This is a genomic window from Aeromonas sp. FDAARGOS 1403 (assembly GCF_019047325.1).
Classification (GTDB): domain Bacteria; phylum Pseudomonadota; class Gammaproteobacteria; order Enterobacterales; family Aeromonadaceae; genus Aeromonas; species Aeromonas dhakensis.
In genome coordinates, this window is sequence record NZ_CP077249.1 from 688,410 (window position 1) to 701,036 (window position 12,627).

Consider the following 12,627-nt stretch of genomic DNA (forward strand, 5'->3'; position numbering starts at 1 on the left):
TATTTCCACTTAGAAGACAGATGACTTAGTGACTACTCTTGCTGGGTTACCAACAACAGTGCATTCGGGTGGTACATCTTTGGTGACGACGGCTCCCATACCTATTATGGCTCCACGCCCTATAGTGAGTGGGCGATGGAGGCTGCCATTGCGAATGATAGCGCCGGATCCTACGAATACATCATCAGATATGTGCACACGACCATTGCAGCTGACTCTAGGTGAAAAAGTAACAAAATCTCCAATAATACAGTCATGTTCAATATAGGAGTAAATGTTACAATGAAAAAATCGACCAATGACAATATCGGTTGTTGCCATACTATGGGCACACAAAATGGCACCAATGCCAACTATTACATTATCATAACATAAATGCTCGTCTGCGATCAGGTTAATCGGTACTCCACCAAGACGGATACATCGTTCGGCAATTTTACGCCTCAATACGACATCTGCGATCGCAATAGTAAAAAGAAAACCTGGTTTTATAGTGTTTTCAAAATATGAGTCAGAGACTATTTTACCATAAGGAAAACAATCTCCATTTATATCTTTTACTACAAAACAAAATTCTAAACTCTGCTGAATACAGAACTTTCTTATCAGCGGTAAAATACAACGAGCAAAACTACCAGCACCAAAAACATAAAGATTGTTAGCTTTATATGCAGAGTTAATATTCATTTATAAAAACCAGTGATTTTTTCAACTATATAATACAACATCTCATCTGTCATGCTAGGCCAACTTGGCAAGTTCATACCGCGTTCTGAAATATCCTCACTGATCGGAAAAGAATGCCCATCCTGATAATACATTGGCATGAAGTGAATGGGGGGGAATAATGGTCTTGTCTCTATTCCGGCATCACTTAAGTAATGACGCAATGTATCTCTTACTTCTCTAGTATCTGTTAAAATAGAAAACATCCACCAAGAATGACAACTGCCCGGCCGCTCTTTCTGAAATTGAAGTGGCAATCCTTGAAGATGAGCAATATAAAAGTCAGCAATCTCTCGCTTTCGATTAATGAAAGCGGTGGCCTTTTCCAATTGAGCCAGCCCAATAGCCGCACATATGTTAGTCATACGATAATTATAGCCGACAATATCATGCCAGTATTCTTTTCCTTCCATCAAACCCTGCCCCTTTAAGTGGCGAATTTTCCTGTCCAATTCAGCACTGTTGGTGGTGACCATGCCACCCTCTCCAGTTGTCACTGTTTTATTTCCAAAGAAACTATAGGTGGTAATATCAGATAAATGACCTATATGATGACCGTCAATGCGGCTACCAAAAGCCTCCGCGCCATCTTCAATGAGAAATAGCTTATGCTTTTTTGCAATGCTCTGTAGCCTGATCATATCTGTTGGCTGTCCATATATATGAACAGAAATAATTGCCTTGGTCTTCTCTGTAATTAGCTCTTCAACAAGATCACAATCTAACTGCCAGCCCAATGGTTCTATATCAACAAAAACAGGTTTTGCTCCAACATAATTGATAGCATTGACAGATGCAATATAAGTGAAGGTAGGAACAATAACCTCATCACCAGGTCCAATGTCCAATGCTAAAAGGGCTAGATGCAAAGCTACAGTGCCGTTGGAAACGGAGGCCGCATATGCCATGCCAGTAAAACTGGCAAACTCTTGTTCAAACTTTTGAATAAACTCTCCCTTCGAGGAAATCCAAGAGGAGTCGATACACTCGATCACATACTTTTTTTCATTACCTGACAGATCAGGCTGGTAGACAGGAATCATTGAGTACACACTAAAAGTCCTCAAGCTGTTTTGTCAGAGTATTAAAAACCGGCATGCCACGTATTTTTTCAATAGCACTAACCCCTGGGGTAAAAGTCAGCCCCCCCTGTTCGTCACGATGCTCTCTGAATTTGGCAAGAATATAACCTTGCTCACAACTTAGTTCAGCCAAAGCACCCGCCAGTCCATTAAGAACAAAATATGCGTTATTGCCCGCACTATTACACCCAATAAATTTGTATCCCTTTTCTTTTGCTAAGTAGCATAGAGCGTTTAAAGATGCCCCTGCATAGAGGCCACTATGATGTTTAACATGACGGATGAATTGTGGTTCATATGGTATCGTGATACTTCTTTTCGAACCGAAAAGGCTATTATACTCAACTATGACAATAGCAGGCCTCACTACATTAATGGCTTTCCAAATCCAATAGTCATTTCCATCTACATCTATGTGTAGTAGCCCAATATCTCCGGCAAAGCCAGCATCAGCAATTGTATCATTTATGTTTTCGGCAGTAACAAAGCCACAGAGAGCGGTCAGATCATGCCGCCAATAATTTTGTGTTTTTTTAATATATTCTATATTGCTAGGATCTGCATCGATAACCAACCCTCGCCAGTTATTATTTTCTAATAGGAATCGAGTGTTCGCCTCATTATAGTTTTCCACACCAAACTCAATAAAAATTGTTTCTTTTATACCAAGTATATTTACAAGATGTTGAATAATCCCATCATCACCAAATTGTGAAAACACTCTAAACTCAGCATCTTGTAAGGATGACACGGTGTTATAATTTAGTTTAGCTAGCAGCTTCCCTAACAGAACTTTATTTAGGGCACCGTCAATTTCAAACTTTCTATTTAAGTTGGCAAGTTTAGTGTGAATATCAGTATCATTACTTATGCTCTGCTTTTTATTCATTACTATCCTCTCATACAATAACTTATAATGAACGCCAACTCATGATAGTACAGCTAGGTAAAGCGTCAGATAACATACTTGTAATTACGCTTTCATGATTTCCCTCAATACAATTTATAACAATATCAGGATTAAAATCCTGCCACTGGTCAGATTGGCCAACAGGCACGCCTTCAATACATTCACATTGACCTGGGCTAGAGACTAAAAATGCACAGACAGATATTCCCCTAAGCCTTAGCAGCTGGAAGATTAGCAAGGAAAGATCTGCAGTTCCAAATATGGCAACCTTTTTTTCTGAAAGATAGGAAAAATGAGAGTGATGTGACAAAGAAACCCGAGTCAATCTCTTCAGGTCAACATTCGTTTTATTTTGGTTTGACTTTTTTTCATTATTAAGACCATTATTGAATCTAATAATAGAATTAACCACCTTACGGTTTTCAGATAAATCTATAGGAAAGCCATCTTTATGGTAAGAAGAGGATCTGTCATGTGGTAATGAATGTTCAATACTGGCATAATGTGTTCCAGAACCATCGAATCCAATGTTTGTGGTCATAGCTCTAATCGGGTTTAAGCACAAACCACCATTTTTAAAAATAGTTGCATACCAAAAGACCGCCCACGTGCTAATTTTACCAGTGGCGTTACTTATAACTTGATCCCAAAAGTTATAACTGCCATATATATTAAAGTTCTGAATGCCAACTTCATCAAATTCATCAATTAAAGCTTGCGGATCGCGCTCATAGTAATTCCAGCGATCAGCCCATGTAGCCCACCCCCACCCAAGGGCGGTTCGCCACAAAAAAGTAGATGGTAACCCCCCGACTTCAACAGGAAAATTCCAACCACTAATATGCCAAACCATAGGCTCATTTTTATAAAAATCGAGTGCATCATTCATATATTCAAGAAATGATGGAGCAACTAAAACGTCATCCTCTAATATTATGGCTCTACCATATTCAGCCATAACTTCACCAATACCAGATATAATATTCTCTGTCAGCCCTAAATTATATTCTCGTTGTTTAATAACCAATGAATAAAAACATTTTAAATGACTAATGTTGTGTAAATTCTCCAAAATTAGCGCTTGTTTACCATGATCATCAATATTCTTGATACCATCCAAATAAACTACTAGCGGTGTCTTTTCAGACAAATTACACTGCTGTAAAAATGCAAGTGTTTTGGCTGTATGTTCTGGCCTATTGTAAGCAAAAAGAACAACAGGAGCACAGCTATTGTATTGTGTATCTTGTCCCACCATAGCTGACTCCACTCTGGATTAGAAATAGGTTACTTAACAGCCACTGCATATATAGAACCATACTCTCTATCTTTAATATCAATTGAACCATCAAATGATCTCAGCAATACAGATGAAAACTCCACTTTTTTCAGCGTATTGACAAGGTTCTCCTCATCAAACATGTATTTATGCTGATCAGACATATAAGCCACATAATTCACTTGGTCAATTAACGAGCCGGTATCAATACGAGCAGGCTGATAAAAATCATTTGGATCTCGAAAGTAATGGCCATCGATATATGCCTCAATATAACATCTAGAATTAGGCACACACACAAGCAACTTACCGCTTGGCTTTAATACTCGGTAACATTCTTTTATAAATATTATCAAGTCATTATAATTAAAATGCTCTAACATATGAGATGTATATATCATATCCACCGAGCTCTGACCCAATGGAATTCCTCTTCTTAAATCGTAGTTGATGTCGGCACCATAAAGATCGACTGTTGTCCAACCATCACATCCTTTTCTTGTTCCAGATCCCAATTCAAGCTTTATTACGCTATTGATACTGAGCCTCTTCCAGAGAAGATTTGCAGTCCTACGTAACAGGGCAATCCTAATATATCTTTTGATTCGACCAAAAATATAAAATGGATTTATATAATCGATTATATTCATTTATATTTAATCCCATGATGAATCACGTAAGAGAGCTTTACCATCCGTTGTATACATCCCTTCTAGGAAACAAATAGTAGTAATATGGCGATGATATACCCTATCTCTAGCATATGAGCGGGTTGTAAATCTTCTTCCTTCATGTTCTAGTTGATGTTGTTCAAAATGAATGGTATTCAAGCCATATCTTTTTATTAAATATATATATTCACTATATTTATAGTCCATCCTTTCGGTATTGTCTAAGACAATGATTTGCTTTTTGTTTTTTATTTTACTCAATACTCTTTCAAAGCACATAACCCGATCTCTGCCATCAATCACGGTGATGCTTATATCTTCATCTTCATAAGAATCATCATATGGTCTTTCTGACTCAATCATTTTCAAACGGTCTTGATAATCAAATGCATATGCTGTATCGATGATTTTTTTTGCCCAATTGGTATCGTGTTCTACAGAAGTAACAAAACAACCTTTACTCAGAAAATAGAGAGTCGAGTTTCCCGAACCAAATTCAAACACTTTAGTTGGAAAACCCATTTTCCTTCTTTCTGAAATAAAAGTATCAAGAAAATCTATTGCTCCATCAGTAACCCATGGCAGGACTCTCAGCATATAAATCTCTCCGGTTGTTGTTGAATTTATTTATGGTTATCTTGGTACCAACGCCATACATCTTTGAGTCCCGAAGCTAAACATATTTTTGCTTGCCATCCGAGTTCATTCAACCGTCTAACATCTAGTCGCTTAATTGGTGTGCCCTCTGATTTATGTTCATTGAAGTTCAAGTCACCATTAAAGCCACTGACCGTTCTCAAATATCCTGCCAGTTCACGAATCGAACAATCAATTCCTGTCCCAATATTAATATGAGAACATCTAGGATCAGTCAGTGACTGTAAGTTTTGTTTAGATATAGACATAATATGTAAGCATGCTGCCGCCAAGTCATCGACATGCATGAATTCACGACGGGCGTTGCCACTACCCCAGATCTCTACAAACTTATCGCCTTGTTCAATGGCTCGATAGAACTTTCCTATTAAAGCAGGGATAACATGACTGTACTGAGGGTGAAAATTATCATATGGGCCATAGAGATTGGTCGGCATGGCACAGCGATAATCTCTTCCATATTGCCTATTGTAACTTTCACACAGTTTAATACCGGCAATTTTGGCAATAGCATAAGGTTCATTGGTCGGCTCCAATGGGCCGGTAAGAAGTGCCTCTTCCGAAATGGGTTGTGGGGTCAACTTTGGATAAATGCAACTAGATCCCAGAAATAACATTTTCTGTACATCAACAAGATGTGCACTGTGAATTAAATTAGCTTCAATCATCAAGTTTTGGTAGATGAATTCGGCTGGGAAACTTTCGTTTGCATAAATTCCTCCAACCTTGGCAGCCGCCACATATATTTCATCTATTTGTTGACGCATCAAAAACCGTTTTACCGCTTGTTGATCTGTCAGATCTAGCTCACCTCGAGTAGCGGTCACCAGTTCAACTGAATCCAGCATCGTAAGTTGCCGACACAAGGCTTGTCCTACCATGCCGAGATGTCCAGCAACAAAGACTCTCTTCTTAGCCATATATTCAGTCCCCCATGGACTCACCAATCTCAAATCCGTGTTTTTTCAACAAGGCATGGCACTGCGCTACTTTCACATCAGCAGCAACCATTTCGGCACACATTTCTCTGACTGTAAAACTGGGTTTCCAACCCAGTTTTTCTCGTGCTTTACTCGCATCACCTAACAAAGAATCAACTTCTGCAGGACGGAAATACCGGGGATCAATACGAAGGACCACATCACCAGGACGAACTGCCGGAGCCAGCTCTCCCTTGGTTGATACCACCACTGCAACTTCTTCAACCCCCTTGCCTTCGAAACGTAATTGCATACCTACATCTTCTGCTGCCCAAAGAATGAACTGACGCACAGAATACTGCTCGCCAGTCGCTATCACAAAGTCTTCAGGTTCTTCTTGCTGTAACATGAGCCATTGTAGTTGTACATAATCCTTTGCATGACCCCAATCCCGTAGAGAATCAATATTCCCCATGTAGAGACAACTATCCAAACCTTGGGCAATATTGGCCAAACCTCTGGTAATCTTTCGAGTAACAAAAGTTTCTCCCCTACGGGGAGATTCATGATTGAAAAGAATACCGTTGCATGCATATAAACCATAAGCCTCACGATAGTTCACCGTGATCCAGTATGCATAAAGTTTGGCAACGGCATAAGGAGAGCGTGGATAGAAGGGGGTGGTTTCTCTTTGCGGTATCTCTTGGACCAGGCCAAACAACTCTGACGTCGAAGCTTGATAAAACCGGGTTTTTTTCTCCAATCCCAACAACCGGATAGCCTCTAGCAGGCGCAGTGTGCCCATAGCATCCACATCGGCCGTATATTCAGGAGACTCAAAGCTGACGGCTACGTGAGATTGAGCCCCCAAATTATATACCTCATCTGGTTGAACCTCTTGAATAATACGGGTCAAGTTAGAGGAGTCCGTCAGATCACCATAATGCAGTACAAAATTTTGATGTTCAATATGAGGGTCTTGGTAGATATGGTCTATACGTTGAGTATTGAACGATGACGCTCGACGCTTGATCCCATGTACCTGATACCCTTTTTCTAACAGAAACTCGGCCAAATAGGAGCCATCCTGCCCGGTTACACCAGTGATAAGTGCGACTTTCTTATTCATAGATTTCATGCCACTTGATGATCTGTGCTACAGGAGCCTTGTGTTGTAACTTCAAAACTATTTCATCACCATGCTCTCCCTCTACGGAGTTAAATAAAATATCCACATTGGAGGGGAAATCATGTAAAGACCAGACTTGTCTACCATTAAAGGTACTGTCACTCCCCAGAGAGGTAATAAAGAAGTCTGTCACAATACCCGATTTTTCAAGCAGCATGTATATTATGTTAGCCATAATACCGGTACCAAAGATACCAATACGTCTTCCTTTCAGTACTGAAACATCTTGCTCCTTCTCCAAATAACTATGAAAAAGCCGCTTCAATAACGTCATATTTTTATTTGCTAATGCCAAAGCTACGTCTTGTTGGTTTACCCTTTCCAAATCAAGAAGTTCGTAAATAATCCTGGTTTCCCGATTGATTAGGTTATAGTTTTCAATATTACTGCTCAGCCCACCAAGATAGAAATGGGCCACTGTTCTGTCAGAAAAATCCCCACGCTTAAAAAGAATGGTCTTCAACATAATATAGGAATCAGCAGCAATATTAAAAGACCGGGGAAAACCACCATATTCCTGCAGCAGGGCTCGCTTCATGAAAAAGCCTTGATGATGAGGATGGCTAAATTCCTGTTCACCATTACGCAATTCATTTCCATGCAAAATCCACTCAGCATTGGTCGCAGGATCCTTTATAATAACTCTAGCAGCCAAATAATCTAGAGAATCGTCTTTTACAAATTCGGCCAAAATATCATAAATAACATCTGAGTCACAGAGATGATCATCTGAGCTAAGATAATAAATAATTTCACCCGTTGCAGCAGCTAATCCTTTGTTGAAAGCATCATAAACACCGTTATCTGCTTCTGACACTACTTTCGCTATATGTGGAAATGTAGACACTAGGGTAAGTGTTTGATCTGAAGAACGGCCATCGATAATAATATGCTCTATCTGGGAAATGGCTGTTTGTTTAGCCACACTAGATAAGCATCTTTCGATAGTTGCAGCACTATTATATGTTGCTGTAATGATAGAAACTTTCATTCAATTTTCATCCATTAGACCAGTATAAAGTGCATTCTAAAACCAGAGGTCAGCCATGAACACCTGCCGTTTTTCTCAATACACTGATACAATCCATATCCTTGCACTCCCAATCGATGAGTGTTTGCTCCACCACCTCGAAATCATGGTGCTGGGCAATGAAAGCAACATCATCTTTTGAGATCCTGCTACGTCCGGCCGGATTCAGATTCCATTGGTCGAATACTCTCATATTATCCACCAATGCACCAAGATTAGAGTGATGCATTACAACATACCCCTGATCTTTCAGTACACGATTGAACTCGCCGAGATAGAAATCCAAGCTTTTATAGGAAAAATGAACCATCGCATCCCAAGAATATATCAGACTTAGAGAGCTGGTTTGCTGAGGTAACTGATCTGTACCATTACATTGCATACTGATATTTGAATATTTAGCAAAGCGCTGGCGGCAGAACTCTATTGCGTCAAAGCTGGCATCAACCAATTGCAGATACTGACAACGTGTATGCACTATCTCTGCAATACGTCCCTTACCACAGGCAAAATCAAGGACATTGCTATAATCCAACACACCTTCCAGCCGGCTCAATACAGGTTGAATGAATCTATTATATTGGGCTTGTGCTGAATTCTCTGCCAATTTATAGTAGGCATCCCATTCATCATCTGCCGGGGTAGCACTCAGTCTGGTTTGAATCAGGTCTAGCACATCAATTTTCTGCTCAGCTCTGATACCTACAATTCTCGTAGGATCAACGCCCTCACTAACAAGATACTCTGTTATCTCCTCTTCAAATAATTGAGAAGCAATAATAATTTGCTCAGGTTGTTGCCAATTCATCAAATCCGGTGGTAGAAAAATGAGTTGTTGCTGTTTTCCCAAGGACTTAAATTTTCTATCGACCAGCCAAGATACATGACAAAAAGGAACTGCAGCCAACTGGCGAAGGAAATATTCACCAATTTCTCCAGCACCATAGATAGCAATGTTTGCTCCCTTTATGACGCGATCGAAGGGAAACAGTATGAGATTCATGAGTCAACCCTATTTATTGTAGTCCAATACGGATGGTGTATTGTACAGCCAGGTCACGGGGCGAAACCCAAACAGACCATTTTTCTTATTCACATGCCCATTCAACGCACAAAGCCTGGCCCAACGTTCAGATATCACACCAAAATCATCCGTCCAGTCAGCCCTGATACTGCTGCTGAGTTTTTCTAGCCATAAATAAATGCGTTCTAACTCTACATCACTTAAATCACTTCGTAGGTCACAGCACCATTCATGTGCCTCAATATCTATGTCCACGACGCCGAGAGTTTGCATGTATTTGATCATTATCTGCCGATACAAGGTCATTTGACGCGCACGTTTTATTTTTGAGACTTGAGCATCATGAACTCTGTAATGGACCAATACTTCCGGGATGTTGGCAAATTTAATTCCACGACAAAGCGCCATTCTGGACCAGAGCTCAGTATCCTCAACATCTTCATAATGTTTGTCATATGAAAATTTCTGAAACAACTCGATTTTGCCCATGATTGAGCTATGGCTGAACCCTGATGAACGAAACAACAGCATGAATTTAATAAATGTATCTTCCCGGCGGTGATGCCAAATCTCGCTGCGAGCCCCGAAAAGCTGCACCCAGCTTCCAACAATATCTATTTCTGGGTGAGCGTTGAGAAAAGCCAACTGACAAGAGAAACGATGAGGCTCACAAATATCATCGCCATCCATGCGGGCCAACCATCTGCCCTGGGCTAATGCCACCCCTTCGTTAAGAGAATCTACAATTCCGCTATTTTCCCGGGAAATGATCTTTATCCGTTTATCATGACAAGCTATCCGCCGAACAATTGCAGGTGTCTCATCACTGCAACCGTCATCGATCACCAGCACTTCAAAGTCTGTGAAAGTTTGAGCCTGGATACTAGCAAGTGCTTCTTCGATATATTCTGCACAGTTATAGACAGGCATTAATACAGATAACAGTGGTTTGGTCACGGCATGTGTATCCAAGGTTCAAAGAGTTGTCGTGTGCTTGGCAAAGTGATTCAACGCATTATTCACCGCATCATCCATATCAAAATAGCGATACTCGGCAAGGCGTCCTAGGGCGATCAGCTGTGGGAAATTAGTCAATTCATCACGGCACGCTTGATAATGCTGTTTGGCTGCATCGGTAAATAGCGGGTAGTAGGGCTCGAGCCCCTGTTCCGGCTGATAGTCACAGGGATATTCGTAAACGATGCTGGTACCGGGGTGCACCTGCCCGCTGAAGTGCTTGAACTCGGTGATCCGCGTGAAGGCTTCTTCATTCGGATAATTGACGGTGGTAACCGGTTGGAATTGTTCCTGCGCCAGATGGCGATGCTCAAAACGCAGTGAGCGGTATGGCAGGTAATTCCCCTCTGCCGGCAGCAGATGATCCAGCATCCCGGTATAGATCAAGGGGCCGTCAAACGGCGCTCCATCCAGCAGCACCCACTTATGTTGCCAGTCCAACCTGACGTGCTCTGCCATTGGGGTCGACAGCCTCACTTCAATCAGCGGGTGCGTGAGCATGCGCTCAAACATGGCGGTATAGCCTGCGGCCGGCACCGCCTGCCAGGGGTCGGTGAAGTAGCGATCATCTCGACCGACCACCACGGGTACCCGCGCCGTCACCTCGGGGGAAATCTGCTCGGGCGGTACCCCCCACTGTTTGCTGGTGTAGTTGACGAAAGCCTTCTGATAGATGAAATCCGCCAGTTCGCCCAGCAGGGGATCCTGCTCCTTGCGCAGTTCGAGAATCGGCACTCTGGCGCCATCCCCGAACCGGGTGCGCAGGGCTTCAATCATGGCGCCGGCCTTGTCGGCGGGGAAACAGCGCTCGATGCTTGTCAGGTTGAACGGGATAGGTACCAGTTGCCCGTTGATACGTGACAGCACACGATGCTCGTAAGGCAACCACTCGGTAAACTGCGACAGGTAATCCCATACCTCCTTGCTGTCGGTATGGAAGAGGTGCGGCCCATAGCGATGGATCAGCACGCCATGCTCGTCATACTCATCGAAGCAGTTACCCCCGATGTGATCGCGCTGTTCCAGCACCAGCACCTTCCAGCCAAGCTGGCTGGCCATGCGTTCAGCCATGACGGCACCAGACAGCCCGGCGCCAATGACGATTGCCTGATAACTCACGCCGCTTCTCCAAACAGTTGTTGTACGACCCGGGCAGGATGGGCTCGCTGCGCCCACGCCAGTTGATGGCGCTCGTCGAAGAACCAGCCAGGGGCCAGCTCCGCAACCTCTGCCGCCGACTGCTCGATGAGCTGAGTAAAGCGGGCGACATCATCCTGCCGCAAAAAGTAGAGCGCGGCAGAGTAGTAGTGATGGGCACGCCCCTGGGCAATGACCACTGGGTCTGCACCGAATGCAGCTGCATTGTCACAGGCGCGCAGCAGGTCGCGCAGCGACTGCTCACGCCGCTCTGCGGATTTGCGGGTCTGCCCACCGAAGCTCTGGGTATGGAAGCGATAACGCCCCAGCAGCTCGGGGATGAAATCCAGGGTGCCCGGATTGAGGGAGAGATTCAGAATGTGCCAGGGATAATCGAGAATGATCTTGCACCCTTCATCGATGGCATCGGCCATGCCGTCATAGCGGCGGAACATGATGGAGCTGGCATTGACGAAGACCCCGAAGCGGATCAGCGCCTCCCGCGTCATCACGGGTTCGAGGTAACGGGCATTGTAGTAATCACGAGTGAAGAGCTTGATGCGCGCATCGGTCTCATCATCAAACATCTCCGCCTCGTGATAGCAAAGCGTGCAGCCGGGGTGCGCGTCCAGATAGTCGGCCTGACGCTGCAGCTTGCCCGGCAAAGCCAGATCGTCGCCATCCACATAGGCAAGGTAGGCCCCATTTGCTTCACCAAGCAGCCGCTTCTGGGTTCTGGCCAGCCCCATGTTCTGTTCGTTTTGCAGGGCCCGCAGGGTCGGCCACTGCCGTGCCAGCCGCTGCATGATGGACCAGGAGTCATCACTCGAGCCGTCATCGATGGCGATCACTTCGAACTCGAAATCCGTCTGCTGCTCGAGCAGGCTGAGCAGGCAGGGTTCGATGAAGCGCGCCAGATTGTAGACGGGCACCAATACGCTGACTTTCATAGGGAAATCCAAGGGAAAATGAATAGAAAAGAAGC

The 12,627-nt window shown here is 43.2% G+C and carries 13 protein-coding genes; all 13 read right to left on the reverse strand.

The window, feature by feature from the left end; translation table 11 throughout:
- Positions 1 to 9: 9 nt before the first annotated feature.
- The 13 genes from I6L33_RS03370 to I6L33_RS03430 are packed head-to-tail and all read right to left on the reverse strand — an operon-like array spanning position 10 to position 12,604.
- On the reverse strand, positions 10 to 687 hold the full coding sequence (locus tag I6L33_RS03370) for an acetyltransferase (RefSeq protein WP_010635756.1): 678 nt from the start codon (positions 685 to 687) through the stop codon (positions 10 to 12).
- Positions 684 to 1,769, reverse strand: a complete 1,086-nt coding sequence (locus I6L33_RS03375; RefSeq protein WP_017764869.1) for a DegT/DnrJ/EryC1/StrS aminotransferase family protein — start codon at positions 1,767 to 1,769, stop codon at positions 684 to 686. Before I6L33_RS03375 ends, I6L33_RS03370 begins: the two co-directional genes overlap by 4 nt.
- A gap of 10 nt (positions 1,770 to 1,779) precedes the next feature.
- Complete coding sequence (locus I6L33_RS03380) at positions 1,780 to 2,697, reverse strand: NADH dehydrogenase (RefSeq protein WP_081050768.1); 918 nt, start codon at positions 2,695 to 2,697, stop codon at positions 1,780 to 1,782.
- Between the two features lie 22 nt (positions 2,698 to 2,719).
- On the reverse strand, positions 2,720 to 3,976 hold the full coding sequence (locus I6L33_RS03385) for a hypothetical protein (RefSeq protein WP_216973541.1): 1,257 nt from the start codon (positions 3,974 to 3,976) through the stop codon (positions 2,720 to 2,722).
- 29 nt (positions 3,977 to 4,005) lie between these two features.
- Positions 4,006 to 4,647 carry a methyltransferase domain-containing protein gene (locus I6L33_RS03390; RefSeq protein ID WP_010635751.1) on the reverse strand — a complete coding sequence of 214 codons (642 nt, stop codon included), beginning with the start codon at positions 4,645 to 4,647 and terminating at the stop codon, positions 4,006 to 4,008.
- Between the two features lie 6 nt (positions 4,648 to 4,653).
- The gene (locus I6L33_RS03395; RefSeq protein ID WP_144439509.1) at positions 4,654 to 5,265 is read right to left on the reverse strand and encodes a hypothetical protein; all 612 of its coding nucleotides are present in this window, start codon (positions 5,263 to 5,265) and stop codon (positions 4,654 to 4,656) included.
- Positions 5,266 to 5,291: 26 nt separating this feature from the next.
- Entirely contained in the window at positions 5,292 to 6,245 is a 954-nt protein-coding gene (locus I6L33_RS03400; protein ID WP_081050769.1) for a GDP-L-fucose synthase, read from the reverse strand.
- A 4-nt stretch (positions 6,246 to 6,249) separates the two neighbouring features.
- Complete coding sequence (gene gmd / locus I6L33_RS03405; RefSeq protein WP_081050770.1) at positions 6,250 to 7,374, reverse strand: GDP-mannose 4,6-dehydratase; 1,125 nt, start codon at positions 7,372 to 7,374, stop codon at positions 6,250 to 6,252.
- Entirely contained in the window at positions 7,367 to 8,425 is a 1,059-nt protein-coding gene (locus I6L33_RS03410) for a glycosyltransferase family 2 protein (RefSeq protein WP_216973542.1), read from the reverse strand. The genes gmd and I6L33_RS03410 overlap by 8 nt, the downstream gene beginning before the upstream one ends.
- 49 nt (positions 8,426 to 8,474) lie before the next feature.
- Positions 8,475 to 9,467: a class I SAM-dependent methyltransferase gene (locus tag I6L33_RS03415; RefSeq protein WP_216973543.1), complete on the reverse strand. Its 993-nt coding sequence runs from the start codon at positions 9,465 to 9,467 to the stop codon at positions 8,475 to 8,477.
- Between the two features lie 9 nt (positions 9,468 to 9,476).
- Positions 9,477 to 10,445 (reverse strand): glycosyltransferase, encoded by a 969-nt coding sequence (locus tag I6L33_RS03420; RefSeq protein ID WP_216973544.1) that lies wholly within the window; start codon positions 10,443 to 10,445, stop codon positions 9,477 to 9,479.
- An 18-nt stretch (positions 10,446 to 10,463) separates the two neighbouring features.
- A complete protein-coding gene (glf, locus tag I6L33_RS03425) occupies positions 10,464 to 11,624 on the reverse strand; it encodes a UDP-galactopyranose mutase (protein ID WP_216973545.1) in 1,161 nt (386 codons plus the stop codon).
- On the reverse strand, positions 11,621 to 12,604 hold the full coding sequence (locus I6L33_RS03430) for a glycosyltransferase family A protein (RefSeq protein WP_216973546.1): 984 nt from the start codon (positions 12,602 to 12,604) through the stop codon (positions 11,621 to 11,623). Before I6L33_RS03430 ends, glf begins: the two co-directional genes overlap by 4 nt.
- Positions 12,605 to 12,627 lie beyond the last annotated feature (23 nt).